A 22,442-nucleotide genomic window follows, 5' to 3' on the forward strand; every position below is an offset into this window, starting at 1 on the left:
TCCATCATCAATGCCAGACTTGAAGGTGAAATGATTTTCCCTGCAAAAAGGCCTTCAATAAACTTCGTGAGGTCTTCAGTAGTGGAGACCATGGCACCCGCACCCAATGGAATGGACATGTCTGTCTCTGTTTCTTTTTCCCATTTGCCTACAAATTTGTAGGAATAAGATTCCTGCGAGGCAATTGAGGTCTTTTGTCCCACATAGGTATCGCTCAGCTTCAGGGGTTCGGTGATGTATTTCTTAAGCAGATTTGAATAGGGCTGCATGTAAATGTCTTCCAAAATCCAGGTCAAAAGGACATAATTGGAATTGCTGTAGTCAGCTTTGGAGTCAGGCGCAAAATCACTTCCACCTTCTCTGATGATATCGTAAAGCCCTTTTCGGGACTTGTTTTGGGTATTCCATTGGAGGTAATCAGGATTTGATGTAAAGCTGTGGATACCGCTTCTGTGGTTCAACAGCTGGCTGATGCTGATGTCAGAGGCATTCTCGATTTCAGGGAAAAATTTATCTATTTTTTGGTCGAGGCTGATCTTGCCTTCCTCTGTGGCCTTCAATATCAAGGCGGAGGTAAACATTTTAGTGATGGAACCAATCCTGTATTTTGTAGCAGGAGTGGAAGCGACATTTCCTTCAATATCTGCAAAACCAAAGGCTTTCTGATAGATAATTTTGCCATCGTGGGAAAGTGTGATACTTCCCATCATTTTTTGGTTCTCCGCCAAGGTTTGAAAGTATTGGTCAAGTTTGGCTTTGTCAAAGTTTTGGGCAGTCAGGGTGTGGAAAAAAAAGACCGCGAGAATTGTTGAAAATATTTTGGCCATGATGATTGATTGGTTTTTATGGAAAATTGGTTTTAGCAAAGCCCTTTAATTTACATCAAGAAATTTAATTTAACCCGAAAACCCCATACCAAATCGGTATAGGGTCCTGGGTTATTTAATTATCCAACCTGTTTCTTTCTTCTGTACTGCCGCTTCTGTTGGAGATTTTGAAATTTTCTCCTTTGGCAAATTTATACCTCAAGGTAAACCTTACGCCCTGATTGCTCCTGTACTGTTGGAATCTGGTATCAATGTTATCAAACTGAACAGCGGCATTGATAATCTGGGTTCTGAAAATATCTGTTCCATTGACAGTAATGCTCAATTTTTCTTTCAAAAGGTTTTTTGAAATTCCGGCATCTACCCAACCAAATCCCTTGATGGCAGCTTGTCCATATTGGGATGGACCGATGTACATAGCCATCAATTCACCTCTGAATCCCGCAGGCAGGTTGAAAGTATGCTGCGTCCTTAGGGTCAGGGAAGTTTGGGACACATCCAACAAAGCGTCACCGATCATGGATTTCCATCGGGCATTGTTGACTTGGACCATGTTGCTGGTATTCCACCACTTTCGGATTTCGACAGGAACCATCGCCCTGAAATTCCAGTTTTGGGATTTGTCGAGGTTGGCGGTATAGGTCGTAGTCGTTCTGGTTTCTTCATCCTGGGTGAATATTTGCTGGAAGACATCTGTGGTCAAGGAATACCCTACTGTAAATTGGTATTGCCCCTTCACCACGTGGTTCATTTCAAGGTTGTTGGAATACTGTGGTGTCAGATAAGGATTTCCCCGCTCGGTAGTCAAGGGATCGATATAGAAGACAAAAGGATTCAGCAATCGGTAGTTTGGCCGGTTGATCCTCCTGTTGGCATTGTAGATGATTTGATAGTCCTTACTTACTTGTTGTTGGACAAAGACACTTGGAAAAAAGTCGATGTAGTTTTGCTTGTTTACGCTCTGCAAAGTAACGGAATTACCAGTGATGTCGGAATATTCAGTCCTCAAACCGGCCTGATAACTTACTTTGTCCGAAAACTTGCTTTTGTAAGTTGCGTAGGCTGCAAGGACATTTTCTTCGTAAATAAAGTTGTTTGAATTCGGGTCCGGCTCAAAAGGCTCTTCTTCGATGGCTTTGCTTAGGTCAAGGTTGTTGTCTGATTTTACCCAGCTTCCTTTCAGACCGGTTTCCAAGACCCTTCCTTTTCCCAAAGGCTTGGTAAAATCTACCTTAGCAGTGAAGATGTTATAATCCATTTCATTGAGCGTCAAGATATAGTCCCTGGCTGCACCGTTCTCATTTTCATTGATCCAAGTATTGTTAGATAGAAGAGATCTTGAATTGGATTTCATCTTGGTGTAATCCACATCTGTAGTGAATTTTGTACCAAGTGTATCCAAAAGTCCCACATAATGGAAGTTTCCGAAAAGTCTTCTGTTTTCGCTTTCTCCATCATTATTTGACCGCAGGAAGAAGAGATCCTCTGTTCCCGGATTGGTGATCTCTGTAAATGATTTGCCATCATTTTCGCCATTGTAATCAGAAGCCTGGATGTTGATCCCTACACTGTGTTTGTCATTGATTTCATAATCTGTCCCACCGGTAAAAAACAAGCTTTTATTGATTGTGGTAATCTTGCTGTTTTGGTCAAAGTTTGAGACACCTTCTTCCAACTGAAAATTTCTGTTGATGCTGATGTCGTTTAAGAAATTGAATTCATTGTAATTCAAATTAGCAGTATTGGTCCATTTTCCTTTTTTGACATTCAATGCGATTCCTGCATTTGGTCCGTAGATGCCATTGTACATACCTCCTGTCTGAATATTTCCAAACATGCCATCCATGTTATTCTTTTTCAATTTAATGTTAATTACCCCTGCAGTGCCTTCCGCGTCAAATTTGGAGGTAGGGTTGTTGATGATTTCTATGCTTTTGATATTGTCGGCAGGCATGGATCGTAGAAAGTTGGCAAGGTCATTGGCTGACATATAGGTTTGACGGTCGTTGATCATCACAGTCACTCCTGGACGTCCATTGAGGTTGATGTTGTCATTTTCGTCTATGTATACACCGGGAGACCTTCCTATCACATCCAATGCTGTGTTGCCATCGGCCATGACAGTACCTTCTACATTGATGGTGGTTTTGTCTGCTTCGATGATGATGTCCGGCCTGGTTGACCTTACAGTTACCTCCTCAAGGTTCCCGGCTTCTTCTTTGATGGATATTGTTCCAAATTCCTTGTTTGCTCCCACTTTGATTTCAAACTCTTCGGATTTGAATGATTCGTAACCAATGGAAGATACCACAAGCTGGACTTTTCCGGACCTTGCTGTTTCGATCAAAAAATCACCTGAATCGCCAGTGACTGCTCCTGTGATCAAAATTCCGGTAATGGCTTCCACAAGAGAAACATTGACATAAGGAAGGGGATCTCCTTTTTGGTCTTTGACTTGTCCTGTAATCAAAGCGACATCTTTCGCCGCAAGGTTGCTCAATCCTAAAAAGAAGAAAAATAGGACTGTAAAAATCTGGGTTGAAATTTTCATTATAAGTTGGTTTAGTTTTCTAATGCTGTACCAACCTTATTGAGAAATAGATGCCAAGAAGTAAAAAATTATTTAAATAAAAGAAAATCAGATAGTTATATTTTTTTGTAATTTTTGAACCTGTACACTAGCGTACACAATGAGCGTTCGGTAGGAGTACAAAAAAAGCCTTGGAGGCTTAGTTCCAAGGCTTTTTCCAATTGAGATTATAGCTGATTACTTTGCTGCTGCATATCTTTTTGATACTTCATCCCAGTTTATCACATTCCAAAAAGCAGAAACATAATCAGGTCTTCTGTTTTGGTAATTCAGGTAGTAAGCATGTTCCCAAACGTCAAGACCAAGGATAGGTGTTCCAGGGCATTCGGAAACATCCATCAATGGATTGTCCTGATTTGGAGAGGAACATACACAAAGTTCTTTTTTGGTATCCACACAAAGCCAAGCCCATCCGGATCCAAAACGTGTAGCTGCAGCCTTCGCAAATTCTTCTTTGAACTTATCAAAAGAGCCGAATTTGGCGTCTATGGCTGCACCCAGTTCTCCGGTAGGATTTCCTCCACCATTTGGTTTCATAATAGTCCAAAAAAGACTGTGATTGTAATGACCACCGCCATTATTTCTTACAGCTGCATTGGTGCCTGCCACTTTCATCAATTCTTCAATGCTCTTGTTTTCCAGGTCAGTTCCTGCAATCGCATTGTTTAAATTTGTCACATAAGCATTGTGGTGCTTACCATGGTGAATTTCCATGGTTTTGGTGTCGATATGCGGCTCTAGCGCATTGAAATCATAAGGAAGTTTTGGAAGTTCAAAAGCCATTTTTATAAAGGTTTATGGTTAAATATAAAGAATGAATTCTATTGTCAAATACTTTAATTCAACCAATTTGATTTTAAAAAGGTTCTAGGATACCTCAAAATGAATCAATTTCTTAACTTTTTAAAGAATTTGTCCAACAGTTCTTTTGATTCCGCCGCCATCATACCTGCTGTCACCTTTGTTTTGGGATGAAGCAGGTTTTCTGTCAATCTTGTAAATCCTCTTTTGGGGTCAGATGCCCCGTAGTGTAATTCCCCAAGTTGCGCCCAAAAACTAGCTCCTGCGCACATCGCACAAGGCTCCAGGGTCACATACATCTTGCATTCTGTCAGGTATTTGGCGCCGAGCGCATTGGCGGCAGAGGTGATGGCAAGGATCTCTGCGTGGGCAGTTACATCGGTGAGCTTTTCGGTCTGATTGTAGGCTTTGGCAATGATTTTATTTCTACAGACAATAATTGCCCCTACCGGAATTTCATCATCATCAAATGCCTGCCTTGCTAGCTTCATCGCTTCGTTCATAAAATAGGCATCTGTATATAATTCCATATCCTTGCTGTATATCCAAAAATAAAAATGGCTTAGATTTTTTTCAAAACCTAAGCCATCCTTTCAGAAGTTGATTAATTTATCTGAAGTAATCCAAGACCTCATTTCTTACTCCTTCATTGATGATCAAAGCCATTAGTAAGGATACAACTAAACCGATGCTGGCTTTTACAAGATCCTTTCTTGTAAGATAAAGGGCCTGTAAGATATTGAGCTTTCTTTTTTCAAGTTTTTTGGATTTGGCCATGGCAATTGCTATTTCTCTTCCCCCCAATAATCCAATAAAAACCCAGGTAGTACTCATCGGGATATTGTTGGCCATTTTGAAATAGAAGAGAATAACCGCATAGACCAAATCGACCAAAGTAGCTGCCCTTACATCGGTGACTCTTGTTTTTTCATTGACAACAGACTGAATCCTGTCACCTTTCATGTAAAATAAAAATCCCAAACCAATAAAAATAAAACCAGCAAAAGCAATGAATTCCCAAACGTTCAACTGTCTTGGAAGAAACACGGCGATATTTGCGGCATCCTGCATGATCCAGACTCCCCAAAGTATCCCTGAAGTAATCCATTGCAAGATTAACCAATAAGGTTTCGGTTTGCCTTTGAGGTATATTTCTACAAATTTTTCCAAAATGAACCAAACTACAATTGCCAAAGAAAAAGCAAGAAGATAGCCTATAAAGGATTTTTTCATGATATCCACGATTGTTCCTGCTTTGTAGGTAAATACATTTAGCAATAGAAATGTGGTAGAAACAGGCATTCTCAGCCTTGTCATGACCAATAGGACAATAGGGGCAGCAAGTTGGAGAAACACGAAACTTTCAGGCGCTTTTTCCAATCCGGGAACCATCAGCCTTTGGTAGCTGACGTCTCCGTTATAGGTAATCCAGCTATAAGTGACCGTACCCAAAAAAATCAAACCCATAAAAAGCCATAGCCAATACCATTTCCTGTTATGGTTGGAAGCAATGAATGTTCCGATGGTTTGGATGCTGTCATTGGCAATGGCAGAGTAAGCTGCAAGGATAAACCCAAACCACATGGCCCAATACGTGTAAGGAGAAATGATGCCTGCAATCGAAATCAAAATGCAGACTGTGACTAAAAAAGTTCTTTCTTTTTTTGTAAAATCAAAAAGTGAATAGGCAGCTTTAGATAAAGCATCCTGGTTAATGTTTTGGTCTTTAAGCTTAGCCATTTTGCATATGGGTGAAAGATTTTTTTCCGCTGCAAATTTAAAGAAGATTATTGGGTGTCAATATTAACAAATTGTTAAGCAAAAGCACTTTTGGAAATCAAATTTTTGCTCCAAATATCAGTAACTGCATGAAATGGAAGTAAATATTATACCAATAAGTCCAAAAGAACTCAATCCGAAGTGTTTTGGATTTTTTGATGATTTGGTTTGGGTAAATTCATTGTTAACAAAATATTCATTCTAAAACCCGTCTTATTAATTTGCTTTACTTTTATTTTGCACCTAAATTAAAGGGAATTAACCCCTTAATGAGGGGTTTTATATAAATGACCGAACTCAAAGAAGCAAGTCAGAAGTCCAACAAGGGATTGATAATATTTCAAATGCTGTTGGCATTTGTTCTTTTCATGTTTTCCATTGATTTGCTGACCATGTCAATGGTCAAGTTGAACAACAACTTGGCACAAGAACTTTTCCAAGCAACCAATAATCCATTCGTGGGACTTTTTATTGGGTTGTTGATAACTGCATTGGTGCAAAGCAGTTCGGTAGTCACATCTATGATTGTAGCAGTGGTAGCTTCGGGTAATTTGACACTGATGCAAGCAGTCCCATTGGTTATGGGAGCAAATATCGGCACCACACTGACGAGTACCTTGGTGGCTTTCTCCTATATCATGAAAAAAGGAGAGTTTAAAAGAGCCCTTTCCGCTGGAGTGGTACATGACATCTTCAATATCCTTACCGTTCTGATTTTATTTCCTTTGGAAATTTATCTTGGGTTTTTAAGCAGGTCGGCTTCTTTTTTGACAAATGCCTTTTTTAATGCCAATACTGAGTTTTCGGGAGATTATTCCTACAACGTATTGTTTACCAGACCACTGACTACTTGGCTGGTTGATTTTCTGAACAGTCCTATATTGGGTTTGATACTCTCCATTATCCTGGTGTTTTTTTCAATCAAATTTCTCTCTGATACAGTTTTTAGAACATTTATTTCTACCAACTTTGAAAAGGTTAGCAGGCAGATGTTCAAATTTCCCTTTATCTCCTTCATGTATGGGTTGTTTTTCACAGCTGCTGTCCAATCAAGTACTGTAACGACTTCATTGATAGTACCCGCAGTTGCCAACAGGAAGGTATCTTTATCCAAGGTTTTCCCATTTATAATTGGTTCCAATCTAGGCACTACCATTACTGCTGTCATCGCCTCAATCTACAAAACAGAAGCCGCCATCAGCATTGCCATTGTCCATATTCTCTTTAATTTTTTCGGAGCTTTGGTGTTTTTGCCTTTCCCTGGTCTAAGGAATATTCCTGTAAAACTGGCGACATTTCTCGGAGATCAGTCAGTCAAAAGGAAATTTGTAGGTTTTGCTTATATCCTACTTACCTTTTTTATCATCCCTTTCATTCTGATTTATTTCAATAGAGGGTAGGACAGCTTAAGGGAAATATCGCTCTGAAAGTAAAAAAATTGAAATTCAGGATCTTTTGAGCACAAAAAAATTATTCTCTTGCTGTTTTTACAATATGAACTCCGGAGCTTGTTCCTATCCTGTCAGCCCCTGCACGGACCAGACCCAAGGCCTGCTCCAAGGTTTTGATGCCTCCGCTTGCCTTGATTCCTACAGTACTTGGAAGATTTTCACGCATCAGTTTAATATGATTTTCTTTGGCTCCCTCCGGAGCAAATCCCGTTGATGTTTTCACATAATCTACACCCGCATCGGCACAGATTTCACAGGCTTGGATAATTTCTTTGTCGCTCAGGTAGGCAGTTTCCAAGATTACTTTCAATATTCTTTCCTGATCGTGACACAATTGTGAAAGCTTGGCGAGTTCTATCTTCGGCCAGTTCATACCGGCTTTGAAGGAAGTCAGGGACCAGACTACATCTATTTCGTCTGCACCCATTTTTATCAGTTGCTCGGTTTCAAAGACTTTTGTTTCAGTAAGGTTATAGCCCAAGGGAAAACCTACCACAGAGACCAATTGGATGTCAGCATCCCCTATTTCTCTTTTCGCTTTCTTTACCCAAAAAGGGGGTACGCAGACTCCCACAAACCCATATTCTTTGGCTTCTCTGACAAGATTCTCAATGTCTGCGTCCACAGTTTGCGCTTTCAAAACTGTTTGTTCTATGTATTTCTCTATCTTGATCATGCTTGATTAATCTTCAGTGGTAGTTACATAGTCTTTCAGATAAATGAATTCAATAGTCAGGTCACCTTTTTTTGTAATGGTTGCCCTATCCAAAATCCTTGATTCTTCTTTCAACAATTCCGGAATGAAATTTCCGATCAATTGATTGCCAAAATCCTCCGTTGCATTTCTCGGAAGCTCAGTCGGAAGGTTATCTATTGCCATGACCGAAATACTGTTTTGTTTTCCAAAGGCTGACAAGACTTGAAAAGTATCCCTGTCAATATCATAAATCGGGCTCAAAGTTGAAGTTGTTCGTACAGTAGTTGGAATCGACCCGTTGATGTCGCAGGTAATATCTGCAATCACAGAGATACTGAATTCGTCAGAACTGATATCCTCCATATCAAATAATTTTGGCGCTTTTGGATCCCAATAAGAAGCTGCCATTAGGATGTCACTCACTTCAGCAAATTTCAAAAAATGGCTTTCATACTTATCCGGGAAGGTATAGAATTCTTCCCTATCGTACCCGCCGTCAGTTTTCCTCCTGTAATATTCTTCTGTGGAAAGTTTAGAAAATACCGGCTCATCAAAATACTGCAGTAACAATTCTTTTGGTCCAACTTTTCTGATTCCTATCTGATCCAATATTTCTTCAACACCTTTGCCTACTCTTCCTGTTCCGGTCACAACAATTTTGATAGGCGGAAGTTGCACCTTGAGGAGTTCTTGGTCTAATTCTTCCTTATCGAAGCAATCCAAAGCCCTTTTCAGATCAAAAAGTCCTGATTTTTTTCCGTAAGCCCATAGACCATTGTAAGCCCCGACTATCCCTGCCCAATGCCCAAACGCTACGGTGCGGTTACCATTTTCATCCTTAAGGACCTCATAGTCGATAAGGGTGATGTTCTTTTTCAAAATCTCCTGAAGCAATCCCCTGTTTTGTGCTTGTTCTTTGATGGTATGGGAAAAGAAAATATAGGTTTTGTCGGGGATCAATTGCGAAGCAGGCACTTCTTTGACCCCCATCAGTAAATCACAAAACGAAATATCCCCAACTACTTCTATGCCTTCCTGAATATATTCTTCATCTGAAAAACACCTGAACGGACTGGATTCCACATAAAAAGAAAGTGACCCTTGGTATTTCTCCGATAAATAGGAAAGCTGTTTTGGGGTAAATGGAGCCCTTTTATCGGGGAGATTTTTGCCTTCTTTGATTAAGCCTATCTTCATGAAATCAGGATTATAATGCACTAAAGTTTTTTGTTATGACAAAACGCTGTTTGCTTCTTTGGTTGGGACAATTCTTTTCTTCCTACCAGATAGACCTTTCTTTTTGTCAATAGAAATGGGATATTCGTGAAAAAAGTTGTTGACATGCCTTATTTGATTTTGGTTTTCCTTTGGGTTTTGTTTTATTCTTCTCACACTTGGCTTGCAAGCTTGAATATAAAAAGAAAAATCAAAGGATGGATGAGAAGGAGGTACATATGGTACAGATTGCTGTATACCATTTTCTCAACCTTATTTATTTTTGGGATTTTGATATTCAGCAATTCATTTGATCGGACTGAGCTTCTTGTCAAAACCCCCACCACGACTTACATTGGATACATGCTTGCAAGTTTTGGCACCATCATTATCGTCCGTTCATTCAAGGCTTTTAGCAAGAAGAAATTTGTAGGCTTAGAGCCACATGACGACTTGGATGTGCAGGAAGAATTTATTAATTCAGGAATTCATTCCTATGTCAGACATCCGATTTATTCAGGGACAGTTTTGATCTTTTTGGGTTTCTTTTTATTTGATCCTACACTCTGTTCGGCTGTGCATGTATTCATGTTGTTTTTATACCTGCCTTTTGGGATTTATTTCGAGGAAAAAAAGCTCATAGACATCTATGGTGAAAAATATATTCAATATAGAAAGCAGGTATCTTCTTTAATTCCCTTGAAAAAGAAGAAAGTTTTTTGAACAAAAAAAGCCACCTGCAGAGGTGGCTTTATATGGGTATTATTGTTAGATATCTTAACTGCCTTCAAGGGCATTTGCGCCTGCAACGATTTCCAAGATTTCGTTGGTGATGGCTGCCTGACGGTTTCTGTTGTACATCAACTTCAATTCTTTCAATAAGTCATTTGCGTTTTCTGTGGCTTTGTCCATGGAGGTCATTCTTGCGCCATGTTCAGAGGCATTACTGTCCAAAACAGCCTTATAAAACTGTGTTTTCAAAGCAGTGGGAACCAAGTCTCGGATCACATATTCTTTGGAAGGCTCTAAAATATAGTCTGTAGTAGTAGACTTTGTTTTAGAGGTAAGGTCTTGAACTCCGCCCATAGGAAGGAACTGCTCTGTGATGATGTCCTGAGTAGCCACATTCCTAAAATGATTATATACCAAAACCACCCTGTCAAATTGCTTGGAAAGAAAGCCATTCATTGCAAATTCTGCAATGCTTCTTACTTCGTCATATTTTACATCAGAGAATATCTCGTAGAAATCAGTTTTGGTAGTAAAATTTCTTCTTGTAAAATATTCAAAAGCCTTTTTCCCCAAAGGAAGTACGGTCACATTTACACCTTTATATTCCTTGTCTATAAGACTTGTGGTAGCTTTCAAAATATTTGAGTTAAAAGCACCACACAATCCTTTGTCAGAAGTCATCGAAACCAAAAGGACGTTTTGAACAGGTCTTTGCTCAGCATAGACGATTTCCAATTCGCCACCCATGGCAGATACTACTTCGTCAAGGATCGAGGTCAGTTTTTGGGAGTATGGACGCATTTTGATGATCCTGTCCTGAGCCTTTCGCAGCTTGGCCGCCGCTACCATTTTCATGGCTTTGGTGATTTGCTGTGTGGAGCTGACTGAGGTGATCCTTTGCTTTACTTCCTTAAGATTGGCCATATTATTCTTCTGTGGGAAAAGAAATATTGAAAGCAGGAAGCAAACCTAAGGCTCACTTCCTGCTGTTTTTTATCAATTATAGTTTTGCGAATTTTGCAGACAAATCCTTTGCAGCTTGCTCAAGGATTTTTCCAGCTCCATCGATGTCGTTTTTAAGGATCAATGCCAAAGCTTCCGGATGGCTGCTCTTCAACAAGTTGTAGAATTCTTTCTCAAATTGTCTTGCCTTTTCTGGTGCAATAGAATCCATGAAACCTTTTGTGGACACATAGATGATGGCTACCTGCAGTTCGACAGGAACCGGAGCGTATTGAGGCTGCTTCAGAATTTCCTGGTTTCTTCTACCCCTTTCGATGGTTCTTTTGGTACTTGCATCAAGATCAGATCCAAACTTCGAGAATGCTTCCAATTCACGGAACTGAGCTTGGTCAAGCTTCAAGGTTCCCGCTACTTTCTTCATGGATTTGATCTGTGCGTTACCACCAACCCTTGATACGGAGATACCTACGTTGATCGCAGGTCGGATACCTGAGTTAAAAAGGTTGGATTCCAAGAAGATCTGACCATCGGTGATGGAGATCACGTTGGTAGGGATATAGGCAGATACGTCACCTGCTTGGGTTTCAATAATCGGTAGTGCTGTCAATGAACCGCCACCTTTCACCAAATGCTTGATGGATTCGGGAAGGTCATTCATTTGCCTTGCAATCTCATCTGAGTTATTGATTTTTGCAGCTCTTTCAAGAAGTCTTGAGTGAAGGTAGAAAACATCACCCGGATATGCTTCACGTCCCGGAGGTCTCCTTAGAAGCAAGGAAACTTCCCTATAAGCAACAGCCTGCTTGGAAAGATCATCATATATAATCAATGCCGGACGTCCGGTATCTCTGATAAATTCACCTATACAAGCACCTGTAAAAGGAGCAAAGAACTGCATAGGAGCAGGATCAGAGGCCGCTGCCGATACCACTACTGAGTAAGGAAGCGCTCCTCCTTTTTCCAAAGCAGAAACAATACCTGCTACTGTTGAAGCTTTCTGACCGATAGCCACATAAATACAATATACAGGTTCTCCTTTTTCGTAATATTCTCTTTGGTTTAGGATTGTATCAATGGCCACAGCAGTTTTTCCTGTCTGACGATCTCCAATGATCAATTCACGTTGACCTCTTCCAATTGGAATCATAGAGTCAATGGCTTTGATACCTGTTTGAAGCGGTTCGTTTACAGGCTGACGATAAATAACACCGGGTGCTTTACGCTCCAAAGGCATTTCGTACAATTCACCGGTCAAAGGACCTTTACCATCAATCGGGTTTCCCAAGGTATCGACTACCCTTCCAAGCATGCTATTGCCGACTTTGATGGACGCGATCTTTTTGGTCCTTTTTACATTATCCCCTTCTTTTACAAGTTTGGAATCTCCAAACAAAACTGCACCAACGTTGTCTTCTTCTAGGTTAAGAACCATTGCCTTTAGACCGTTGTCAAACTCCAATAATTCACCGGCCTGCGCTTTGGTTAGACCATAAATACGGGCTACCCCATCACCTACTTGGAGTACGGTTCCCACTTCTTCAAGTTGAGCATCAGTCTTGACATTGGAGAGCTGCTCCCTCAAAATCGCTGAAACTTCATCAGGTCTTATTTGTGCCATTATAATTTAGATTAATATGTTATCTTTTTTATCAAAATAGTTTTACAAAATACCTTTGAGCAAATTGTAACTTTAAGTATCTCAGTTTGCCATTTATAGAATCATCTATTTGCTTGTCATTGACTTTAAGGACAAAGCCACCAATGAGTTCTTTGTCAATTTTTTCAACCAACTCTACTTTTTGTAGACCGGAGACTTCTTTTACAATCGCTTCAAATTCCTTCCTGAGGGATGCTGTCAAAGGAATGGTGGTAGTCACTTCTGCAACCTGAATCCCCTGATAGTCATTGTATTGTTTCAAAAACTCCTCAGCGGTTGGGATCAATGATTTGGACCTGTTTTTTCTTGTGACAAGGTCAAAAAAGGTCATGGTGATTTCATTGGCGGATTTTCCAAACAAGGCCTTCAGGATATTGAATTTCTTATCGTAGTTGATAATCGGATTTGCCAATGCCAAGGACAATTCCCTGTTTTCCGAAGAAATGGATAACAATGAATGCATATCTTTTTTCACTTCTTCGAGAGAATTCTTCTCTATTGCGAGTTCAAGAAGTGCTTTGGAATACCTGGAGGCTACTCTAATATTTGACATCTCAGTTTAACTTTATGTCTTTGACCAAATCTTCCATCAATTTTTGTTGAGAAGCGTCTGAAGCAAGATTTGCTTTCAATACTTTCTCTGCAATGGCCAATGAAAGAATTCCTACCTGCACCTTTACCTCTTCCAAGGCAGCGTCTTTTTCAGTTTGAATGGCTGCTTTTGCATTTTCTATCATTTTAACGCCTTCCTGATGAGCTTTTTCTTTGGCATCATCTATCATTTGCTTGGCAGCCTCCGATGCTTTGTGGAGCATGGTATCTCTTTCGATTTTAGCCTCATGGATGATTCTTTCGTTTTCAGCCTTCAGGTTAGCCATTTCATTTCTGGCTATTTCAGCTGATTTAAGTGCATCATCTATGCTTTTTTCTCTTTCATCCAATGCAGAAAGTATGGGCTTCCAAGCATATTTAGTGAGAAGAAAAAGAACAATCAAAAATCCAAGTGCAGACCAGAATATCAATCCCAATCCAGGTGTAATAAGTCCCATATTGTGTTAATTTATATGAATAACAGAGCTTGTTCAATTAATCAAAAGGAAGGGATTGGCCTAGCGCCAATCCCTATGCTTTTTTTGTTAGAAAGTGTAATCTCCCAAAGCAATAAGTAGACAAACTACTACTGCAAACAAGGAAACCACCTCAATAAGAGCCGCGATGATCAACATGGCAGTCTGGATTTTTCCAGCTGCTTCAGGCTGACGGGCAATGCCCTCCATGGCTTGTCCACCGATTCTACCGATACCTAGACCTGCGCCAATCGCAACAATTCCAGCACCGATACCAGCACCCATAAGTGCAAATCCGGCAGTTAATAAGATTGAAGTTAACATACGTGTTTGATTTATAAATTGAACAAAGTAATTACTGATTAATGATGGTCATGCTCAGCCACTGCCAAGCCAATGTACATGGCTGAAAACAGGGTAAATACATAAGCCTGAATGGTAGCAACCAAGATTTCTATAAAATTGATGAATACAACCATGATGGTACTTGCTACTCCAACCGCAAGTGACTCAAATACAAATATCAAGGCAATAAAGCTCAAGATCACAATGTGTCCTGCTGTGATCGCTACAAACAAACGGACCATCAAGGCAAATGGCTTGGTGAACAGACCGATGATCTCGACAGGTACTATGATCAACAACAATGGAACCGGAACTCCGGGAGTTGCAAATACGTGTTTCCAATAATCCTTATTTCCATTGACATTGGTCACAATAAAAGTGAAAATGGCAAGAGTAAAGGTTAAAGCGATATTTCCTGTAAAGTTGGCTGCTTCAGGGAATAGGCCAAGGATGTTTCCTACCCAAATGAAAAAAAACAAGGTCAAAAGGTATGGAGTGAATTTCAGATATTTTTTGTGGCCAATATTCGGCAGAGCAATTTCGTCTCTGACGAATATGACAATAGGTTCGATAAACGAAGCGATTCCTTTTGGCGCTGTTCCAGGATTTTTCTTGTAGAATTTTGCAGAATTGAGCATCAGGAAAAGCAAAACTGCAATCACGATGAACATCATTGCGACATTCTTGGTAATGGAAAAATCATAGAATGTTCTAGAAGGATCGGCCGCGGACAGTTTGTAGTTTTCATCTATATAATAGCCGCTTACTCCGTAATCCTTTCCAAATTTATGGGTTTCGTGATTCTGAAAATTAGACGACAAAAAGAATTCCAATCCCTGATCAGGGGAATAAATAATAACCGGCAAAGGAAGAGTGACATGTGTATGGCCGATCGTAGCAAAATGCCACTCATAGTTGTCCATGACATGCGGAAGGATAAATCCTGTCTTGCTTTCTCCGTCTCCGGCTGCTTGGACAGGATTTGAAAAGCCTAGCCAAAATATTGACAATAAAATACTTAGGCAAAGAAATTTACGGGCCATCAAATGATTTTTTAGTACCTACTTTGAATTTGGGCGCAAATTAGCTAGAAGCGTGTAGATATCAAACAATAAGTAAAAGAAATAAATGATAAAGAAATTGACCACAAACAGAATTAAATTTTCAACCCGCAGGAACAACATGATGGCAACAAATCCCGCACTAGCCAAAAACCGAATGCCGATGGCACCCAATAAGATATTTACAGAATTTTCTTTGCTGATCTCCAAGAGATAATGTGAGAACATTCCGGTCAGCCAAGTCAATAAAACAAAAAACGAAAGAATCGTCCAAAGACTTTCATGTACCCATTCCGGCTTGATATATTCCTGAAGGAGGTAAAATATGCCTCCAATCAGCAGCGAAAAAAGAAACAATTTTATGGTTAGTATTTTGATGGCTCTCATACAAAATGAATTAGCCTGCAAAGCTACTTCTTTTTGCGGTTCCTGTCAGAATTATCATCGTTTTTCAGATTGACATACAGGTTGTAAAAAGAAATGACAATAGAAAGGAAGCAGAAAAGCAAAAGCCAGACCGGGAATTTGATCTGGCTCTTTTGTTGGATATACCAGCCAAGCCAAGTGCCACCGCCGATGATGACGAAAAGCTGGAATGACAGGCCTATATATTTTAGGAAAGTGGGCGGGTCAGATGGACTGTAGCTGTTTTTGGGGTTTATCTTCCTCATCTGAGTTTTTGGATACTACCAACCCTTTTGCTACCATCTGGCATTTGCCATTGAACACAGCGCCGTTTTCTACAATTAGTTTCTGGGTGGTGATGTTGCCGTTGATGATTGCGGTTTTGGTAAGGTATAATGTTCCGGAACAAAAAACTTCACCGTCTATTTTTCCGGAGATTTCTGCTTCGGGTGCTGTGATATTGCCTTTGATCAAAGCTGAATCGCCCACCACGATTTTGGTCTTGGATTCAACCAATCCTTCAAGCTGACCTTCAATCCTGATGTTTCCGGATGCAGAGATGTCTCCAGTGATTTTTGTTTCTTTGGAAATAACATTGGTAGAACTGACCATGTCTGCTACCGATTTTTTTTCTTCTGTCTTGTTGTTGAACATAGCTAATCAAAAGTTATGAATTCCTGAGGATTAAGAGGGGTGCCTTTATACCATAATTCGAAATGAAGGTGCTGCCCGGTGGTAAGTTCTCCGGTATTTCCTATGATGGAGATGATCTCGCCGGCACGTACAAGATCTCCTACTTTTTTCAATATTACCGAATTATGTTTATAAATTGAAATCAATTCATTCGAATGTTGGACACTGATAATGTATCCGGTATCCAAAGTCCAAGAGGCCAAAATGACTGTCCCATCAGCGATTGCCTTTACCGGTTCATTTTCTTTTGCCACTATATCCACACCAAAATGGTCATCCTGTGGTGCAAAAACAGAGGTCAAGACCCCTTTGATAGGAGCGAAGAAAAATGTTTCTGTAAATGAATTGCTAGAAATCCCGACCGGATTTGAGTAGTCCATCGGTGCGCTTTTGAATTCATCCAAAATACTGAGGGTGGATTCGCTTGGTTCGAAAATGGTATTGGCAGGAGAATCTGATACTGATTTTATGGTCGAAGGATTTACCAACGCTGTAGAATCAATGCCACCGTTTCCGCTGATGATCCCCTGGATATTTGCCAGATAGGCATCTTTCTGACTGACCGCGATCGATAAGGAGTCCACGATATCTGATAGCTTCAAAAGCTTGGCGGTGTTTTCTGTTTCTATATACACAGGATCAAACCACTGCCGCAAAATAGTCCTTGTCAATACCAGAGAGATAAAAAATATCACCGAAAGAGAAAGAACACCAAGTATTATTGCCCTTGAAAAAGAGACATTAAATGATCCTATGACAGAAAAATCCTGCTTTTTTCGAATGACAATGAGATATTTCTCTGTCAGCCAGTTCCTTATTTTTATTCTTATACTCAAACTTGCGCGATTTGGGTTGATGCCGTAAAAATATAATATTATTCGTAAGCGTTTATTAATTTACATCATTTCAAGTAATTTGGGCGTTCCAAGCCTTTGGCTCAACATGAATAAAATCAATTTCCTTCTTCTGTTCCTTTTTTCACTTGCGGTAATGTCCTGCTCTTCGGAGAAGAACACGTTTACCAACAGGCTGTTTCATAATACAACTGCAAAATACAACGCTTATTATTATGCCAATGCTAAAATACAGGAATTGGAAAAAGGTATTGCCAACAACCATAGGGAGGATTTCAGTCAGGTCCTTCCGGTTTTCTATCTTATCGACAGTGCTTTTATAGATTCCAATGAGGAGCTTCTAGGTGAAGTGAGGTCTTTTGCCTCCAAAGCTGTCGATTGGCACAGGATATCCAAATGGGTCGGTCCAAGTTATTTTCTGATAGGGATGGCTGATTATTATGAGGCCAAATTTGACGATGCCTCCAATACTTTCAAATACCTCAATGTCAACGGGAAGAAAAAAGACATCCGCCACCAAAGTCTGATCCAGTTGATGCGGCTTTTTACTGACCTGGAAAATTTTGATGATGCTGCCTATGTGATTGATTTCCTTTCCAAAGAATCAGGAATCAATGCTGAAAACAAATTCCAGCTATACAAGACCCTTGCCTACTATTACCATAAGAGAGGAGAGCTGAATGGCAAAATCGGTGCTTTGGACAAGTCCCTCAGCTATACCAAAGACAAAAAGGAAAAATCAAGGATCAATTTTATCCTAGCACAATTGTACCAAAGGGAAGGCATAGATGCCTTGGCTTACGATTACTATATTAAATCAATAAAGGGAAATCCTCCTTACGAGCGGTCCTTTTTTGCACAGCTCTATGCCCAGCAGGTGGCCGAGCTGGACCAGACAAAAGACGTCAAAAAAGTCAGGAACTATTTTGACGATCTGTATAAAGACAGTAAAAATAAAGAGCTGAAAGATGTCATCCTTTTCGAGAAAGCACTTTTTGAACTCAAGCAAAACGAAGTTGAAATGGCCGAAGAGCTGTTACAAAGGGCTGCTAGAGAAGAAAGCCAGAACCCTATCCAAAAAGGCTATATCTACGAAAAACTCGCTACGATCAATTTTGACATCAAAAATGATTTTAGGGCAGCAAAATTTTACCTTGACAGTGCCTTGGCAAGTTTCAGGCCGACAGACCCTCTTTTCCAGGATATCACAGATAGGAAAGAAATTCTGGATAATTATGTTTTCCATTATGATATCGTCACCAAAAATGACAGTCTGCTCCTCCTTTCCGAACTGAGCCTCGAAGCACAGACCCTGATTGCTGAGAATTTTATCAAACAGGAAGAAGAGCGTCTGCTCAGCGAAGCTGCCGCCAAAGACGACAAAAAACCTTCCGGATTATTTGATAACCTGCTTGCTTTTGGTGGAAGGGGAGGAAGCGGAGAATCTTTTTATTTCGACAATTCCCTTGCAATCCAGCAAGGATCCATTGACTTTAACCGGAATTGGGGCAACAGACCCTTACAGGACAATTGGAGAAGGACTAGCCAAAATTTTCAAACCTCCTCCACCCAGCCGGATATCAATCTGCCTGCCTCCACTGAAACGGACTCTGTCTCCAATGAAGAAAACGAAATATTGTCCCAGATTCCGACCAAAGAGGAACTCCTTTCCAAAATCCCAAGCAATCCCGATCAGATCAAAGACATGAAAATGGAATTGGAGCGGTCGTATTTTGAGCTGGGAAAGATTTTGTTCTTTGACCTCAAAAACCCACCAATCAGCATTGAGAACCTCGAAAGCCTGATTACCAAATATCCGAATACCATCAAAAAACCTGAGGCTTATTACATCCTGTATCTTGCCAACAAAGAAACAGGTGGAAATACCGACATTTTTGCGCAGCGACTCAACAGGGAATTTCCGGACTCTCCCTTTACCATGTCGGTCAATAATCCCGACCAAGCTTCGGGCAATGTGGCTTTTCTTGAAACTTCAAGGAATTACAAGCAAGCCTACGGCATGTACCATGAGGGGCAGTATGCTGAAGCCAAATCATTGATTAGGTCTACCTTGGAGGCACATCCACTCACTGCAAACACTGATAGACTGCTCCTCTTGGATATCATGGTTACCGGCAAGACGGAAGATATTTCGAGGTATCAGGAAAGGTTGGAAAACTATATCCAAACCACCGAAGATGAAGGACTGGCAGAAATGGCAAGAAATATGCTTGGAGCTTTTAAGGTAGATGAGGAACAGACCGAGACCGAGATCTCGGAGGAGACTGAAACCGAGGTTCAGGAAGAAACCGTGACAGAAGAAGGTGATGCTCTGGAAGAGGAAGAAGTGGCAGAATCACCCTACAAAAATAATCCTAACCAAACCCATATATTTGTGATAGTCCTCGGTGCGGACAAATCAGGGGAATCCAAAAATCTCCTCGCAGACTTGGAAGGATTCCACAATGAGAATTTCAAAGGATCAAGGCTCCGAACCGGAAATATGAACTTAAGCAGGGAAAACACCATTTTCATAGTGAGTCCATTTATCTCTGCACAAAAAGGAATAGAGTACCGCGAAAAATTCATGGAAGAATTCAAGAACGACTCCCTGACTGATGAAGACAAAGCCAACTGTTTTCTGATTTCAATAGAGAACTTTCAGGAACTGAACAAAAGGAAAAATCTGGATGAATACAGAGATTTCTACCTGAAGTCATATTATTAACAATCATTTGATTCAAATCCTATTTACTAAATGACCCAAAAAATTATAAAATATATCTGGATGGTTTTTGCAGCGGGACTCTTGGGTTTCGTTTTGTTTGTCTGGGCAGTCAGCGGTAATTTCCTCGGGCTTTTCGGAGATTTGCCTGATTTCAAAGAACTTGAAAATCCCCAAACTGAACTTGCTTCCGAGTTGTATTCCTCTGATGGATTTTTGCTTGGTACATATGCTCGGGAAAACAGAAGCCCGGTAACCTATGATGAGCTTTCCAAAAATCTGGTGAATGCCCTGATTGCTACTGAAGATATCCGATTCAATGACCATTCAGGAATTGATTTCTTCAGTATGGGAAGGGTCTTGTTCAAGTCCATCATCCTGCGCCAAGGTGCCGGGGGAGGCAGTACTTTGAGTCAGCAAACTGCAAAAAACCTATTCAAAACCAGGAATACAGAGTCCTTGGGTGTCCTCACCCGGGTGCCTGGCCTTAGGATGCTGATCATCAAAACAAAAGAATGGATTGTCGCTGCCAAATTGGAGAAGTCTTATACCAAAGAAGAGATCCTGACTTTATACCTGAATACTTCAGAGTTTGGAAGTAACGCTTTTGGGATCAAGACTGCAGCAAAAACTTTCTTCAACAAGGCTCCGATTGATTTGAATTTACAGGAATCTGCCACTTTGGTGGGTCTTTTCAAAGCACCTTCCTATTATAGCCCTGTTTTCAATCCCGATAATTCTTTGAGAAGAAGAAATACCGTGCTGGGACAGATGGAAAAATATGAATACCTGACAGAGGCTGAATATGATTCCGTTTCAAAACTTCCTATCGAGCTAGATTACAAGGTTGGGAATCAAAACCAAGGTTTGGCAACCTATTTCAGGGAAGTCGTCAAAGCTGATCTGATCAAATGGACAAAGGAAAACCTCAAATCTGACGGCACGCCTTATGACCTTTTTGGTGATGGATTGAGGATCTATACCACCATTGACAGCCGCATGCAACAGTATGCAGAAGAATCTGTCGATGAACATATGCGGGAGCTCCAAAAGAAATTTGAAAAAGAAATGGGAACTAGAGCTCCTTGGATCGACAGCAACGGACAGGTTATTCCTGACTTTTTGGAGACAGCTGTCAAAAGAACAGATGTCTACCGCAATCTTGTAAAAAGATATGGTGCAGGCGCTGATTCCATCGATATCAAACTGAATGAGAAAAAGAAAATGAAAGTTTTCTCCTGGGAAAAAGGAGAAATCGATACCCTCCTGAGTACTATGGATTCGATGACATATTACAAAAAACACCTGCAAACAGGTTTTGTATCCATGGATCCTCATTCCGGACATATCAAAGCATGGGTCGGCGGCATCAACCACAAATACTTCAAATTTGACCATGTGAGACAGGGGAAAAGACAACCCGGATCTACTTTCAAGGCTTTTGTGTATGCTGCTGCCATCGAAAACGGCTACAGCCCTTGTTATACCGTGGTCGATCAGCCTGTAGAAATCAATACCCCGGGCCAACCTGTCTGGAGTCCAAACAATGCGGACGGGAAATTCTCTTATGAAAAGATGACTATACGTCTTGCCATGGCGCAGTCCATCAACTCCGTGACGGCTTTTATGATGAAAAAACTGGGACCAAAAGTCGTAGTGGAAACTGCCCACCGTCTCGGTATTACTTCTGACTTGGATGAAGTCCCCGCCCTGGCTTTGGGTACCTCTGATGTATCTGTCATCGAAATGGTCGGCGCCATGGGGACTTTTGTCAACAAAGGAGAACATATCGTTCCATTCTTCATAGACAGGATCGAGGACAAAAACGGCAACTTGCTCCAGCAGTTTACTGCCAAGAAAAAACCGGCCATGAGCGAAGAACATGCTTACCTGATGGTGTACATGCTCCGTGGAGGTTTTGAAGAAACCCGAGGAACGTCTCAGGGAGTTTCCTGGACGATCAGAGGAGATGGCAATGAACTTGCAGGTAAAACCGGAACCACCCAAAATGCCTCAGACGGTTGGTATATCGGGATGAGCAAAGACCTCGTATCCGGTGCTTGGGTAGGTGGTGACGACAGGGCCATCCACTTCAGAAGTTGGGTGAGCGGTCAGGGAGGTCAGACAGCTAGACCCATTTGGGTGAAGTATATGGCCAAAGTTTATGCAGACCCCACACTTGGTTATACCAAAGGCCCATTCCCTAGACCGGAAAGACCATTGAGCATCGAAATAGATTGTGAAAAATACGATCTTGATAACAGCCGATTTACGGACTTTGATTACGACCAAAAGAAGAATGACTTTTAAAAAAGTCGACAGACCACAGTCGATAGTCCACATTTGCTGAATCTGAACTTCAAGACAGATAGTCAATGGTGATGTGGTTATGTATGTTGGTTTAAAAATGTTCGACTCCGAAGGAGCTGCATATTTATAGACAAACGGATGTTTATAAACATACAACCCATAGGGGTTGAAATATTGAGCTTTGTATTTTGGAAATACATAAGCATTGAATTGGAAAAAAATAGGGATTGAAAATCCTTTGCAGTGGCTATGGACTTTCGACCGTGGACT

At 40.7% G+C, this 22,442-nt stretch carries 21 protein-coding genes; 4 read left to right on the forward strand and 17 right to left on the reverse strand.

Annotated features, from left to right (window positions below):
- The 5 genes from ACZFYI_RS02435 to ACZFYI_RS02455 all read right to left on the reverse strand — a co-directional run.
- Positions 1–827: serine hydrolase domain-containing protein (locus ACZFYI_RS02435; protein ID WP_462522533.1), on the reverse strand; the 827-nt coding region annotated here is incomplete at its 3' end.
- Positions 828–942: 115 nt separating this feature from the next.
- Positions 943–3,378, reverse strand: coding sequence for a TonB-dependent receptor (locus tag ACZFYI_RS02440; protein ID WP_462522534.1), 2,436 nt, complete (start codon positions 3,376–3,378; stop codon positions 943–945).
- Positions 3,379–3,594: 216 nt separating this feature from the next.
- A complete protein-coding gene (locus tag ACZFYI_RS02445; RefSeq protein WP_462522535.1) occupies positions 3,595–4,200 on the reverse strand; it encodes a superoxide dismutase in 606 nt (201 codons plus the stop codon).
- Positions 4,201–4,304: 104 nt separating this feature from the next.
- Positions 4,305–4,748, reverse strand: a complete 444-nt coding sequence (locus ACZFYI_RS02450) for a nucleoside deaminase (protein ID WP_462522536.1) — start codon at positions 4,746–4,748, stop codon at positions 4,305–4,307.
- Positions 4,749–4,827: 79 nt separating this feature from the next.
- The gene (locus tag ACZFYI_RS02455) at positions 4,828–5,958 is read right to left on the reverse strand and encodes a hypothetical protein (RefSeq protein WP_462522537.1); all 1,131 of its coding nucleotides are present in this window, start codon (positions 5,956–5,958) and stop codon (positions 4,828–4,830) included.
- 326 nt (positions 5,959–6,284) lie between these two features.
- Between ACZFYI_RS02455 and ACZFYI_RS02460 the strand changes: the two genes are divergently transcribed.
- Entirely contained in the window at positions 6,285–7,397 is a 1,113-nt protein-coding gene (locus tag ACZFYI_RS02460) for a Na/Pi symporter (protein WP_462522538.1), read from the forward strand.
- A 70-nt stretch (positions 7,398–7,467) separates the two neighbouring features.
- Here ACZFYI_RS02460 and deoC read toward each other — a convergent pair whose 3' ends face one another.
- Positions 7,468–8,124: a deoxyribose-phosphate aldolase gene (deoC, locus tag ACZFYI_RS02465; protein ID WP_462522539.1), complete on the reverse strand. Its 657-nt coding sequence runs from the start codon at positions 8,122–8,124 to the stop codon at positions 7,468–7,470.
- A gap of 6 nt (positions 8,125–8,130) precedes the next feature.
- Positions 8,131–9,342 (reverse strand): NAD(P)-dependent oxidoreductase, encoded by a 1,212-nt coding sequence (locus tag ACZFYI_RS02470; RefSeq protein WP_462522540.1) that lies wholly within the window; start codon positions 9,340–9,342, stop codon positions 8,131–8,133.
- A 126-nt stretch (positions 9,343–9,468) separates the two neighbouring features.
- Here ACZFYI_RS02470 and ACZFYI_RS02475 point away from each other — a divergent pair, with 126 nt between their 5' ends.
- A complete protein-coding gene (locus ACZFYI_RS02475) occupies positions 9,469–10,083 on the forward strand; it encodes a methyltransferase family protein (protein WP_462522541.1) in 615 nt (204 codons plus the stop codon).
- A 54-nt stretch (positions 10,084–10,137) separates the two neighbouring features.
- On the opposite strand, the gene atpG is transcribed toward ACZFYI_RS02475, so the two are convergent.
- The 10 genes from atpG to ACZFYI_RS02525 all read right to left on the reverse strand — a co-directional run bounded on the left by atpG (position 10,138) and on the right by ACZFYI_RS02525 (position 17,119).
- The gene (atpG, locus tag ACZFYI_RS02480) at positions 10,138–11,016 is read right to left on the reverse strand and encodes an ATP synthase F1 subunit gamma (RefSeq protein ID WP_462522542.1); all 879 of its coding nucleotides are present in this window, start codon (positions 11,014–11,016) and stop codon (positions 10,138–10,140) included.
- A 76-nt stretch (positions 11,017–11,092) separates the two neighbouring features.
- Complete coding sequence (gene atpA / locus ACZFYI_RS02485; RefSeq protein ID WP_462522543.1) at positions 11,093–12,673, reverse strand: F0F1 ATP synthase subunit alpha; 1,581 nt, start codon at positions 12,671–12,673, stop codon at positions 11,093–11,095.
- A 31-nt stretch (positions 12,674–12,704) separates the two neighbouring features.
- A complete protein-coding gene (gene atpH, locus ACZFYI_RS02490) occupies positions 12,705–13,265 on the reverse strand; it encodes an ATP synthase F1 subunit delta (RefSeq protein ID WP_462522544.1) in 561 nt (186 codons plus the stop codon).
- A 1-nt stretch (position 13,266) separates the two neighbouring features.
- Entirely contained in the window at positions 13,267–13,761 is a 495-nt protein-coding gene (locus tag ACZFYI_RS02495) for a F0F1 ATP synthase subunit B (RefSeq protein WP_462522545.1), read from the reverse strand.
- Positions 13,762–13,848: 87 nt separating this feature from the next.
- Positions 13,849–14,103, reverse strand: coding sequence for an ATP synthase F0 subunit C (atpE, locus tag ACZFYI_RS02500; protein ID WP_009032918.1), 255 nt, complete (start codon positions 14,101–14,103; stop codon positions 13,849–13,851).
- A gap of 38 nt (positions 14,104–14,141) precedes the next feature.
- Positions 14,142–15,167 carry a F0F1 ATP synthase subunit A gene (gene atpB / locus ACZFYI_RS02505; RefSeq protein ID WP_462522546.1) on the reverse strand — a complete coding sequence of 342 codons (1,026 nt, stop codon included), beginning with the start codon at positions 15,165–15,167 and terminating at the stop codon, positions 14,142–14,144.
- Positions 15,168–15,185: 18 nt separating this feature from the next.
- Positions 15,186–15,572, reverse strand: a complete 387-nt coding sequence (locus tag ACZFYI_RS02510) for a hypothetical protein (RefSeq protein WP_462522547.1) — start codon at positions 15,570–15,572, stop codon at positions 15,186–15,188.
- Positions 15,573–15,595: 23 nt separating this feature from the next.
- On the reverse strand, positions 15,596–15,856 hold the full coding sequence (locus ACZFYI_RS02515) for an AtpZ/AtpI family protein (protein ID WP_462522548.1): 261 nt from the start codon (positions 15,854–15,856) through the stop codon (positions 15,596–15,598).
- Positions 15,816–16,244 (reverse strand): bactofilin family protein, encoded by a 429-nt coding sequence (locus ACZFYI_RS02520; RefSeq protein WP_462522549.1) that lies wholly within the window; start codon positions 16,242–16,244, stop codon positions 15,816–15,818. Before ACZFYI_RS02520 ends, ACZFYI_RS02515 begins: the two co-directional genes overlap by 41 nt.
- Positions 16,245–16,246: 2 nt before the next feature.
- On the reverse strand, positions 16,247–17,119 hold the full coding sequence (locus tag ACZFYI_RS02525; protein ID WP_462522550.1) for a M23 family metallopeptidase: 873 nt from the start codon (positions 17,117–17,119) through the stop codon (positions 16,247–16,249).
- Positions 17,120–17,225: 106 nt separating this feature from the next.
- Between ACZFYI_RS02525 and porW the strand changes: the two genes are divergently transcribed.
- The gene (porW, locus tag ACZFYI_RS02530) at positions 17,226–19,865 is read left to right on the forward strand and encodes a type IX secretion system periplasmic lipoprotein PorW/SprE (RefSeq protein ID WP_462522551.1); all 2,640 of its coding nucleotides are present in this window, start codon (positions 17,226–17,228) and stop codon (positions 19,863–19,865) included.
- A 30-nt stretch (positions 19,866–19,895) separates the two neighbouring features.
- Positions 19,896–22,172: a penicillin-binding protein 1A gene (locus tag ACZFYI_RS02535; RefSeq protein WP_462522552.1), complete on the forward strand. Its 2,277-nt coding sequence runs from the start codon at positions 19,896–19,898 to the stop codon at positions 22,170–22,172.
- The last annotated feature ends 270 nt before the right edge of the window (positions 22,173–22,442 follow it).

Source organism: Aquiflexum sp. (assembly GCF_977115555.1).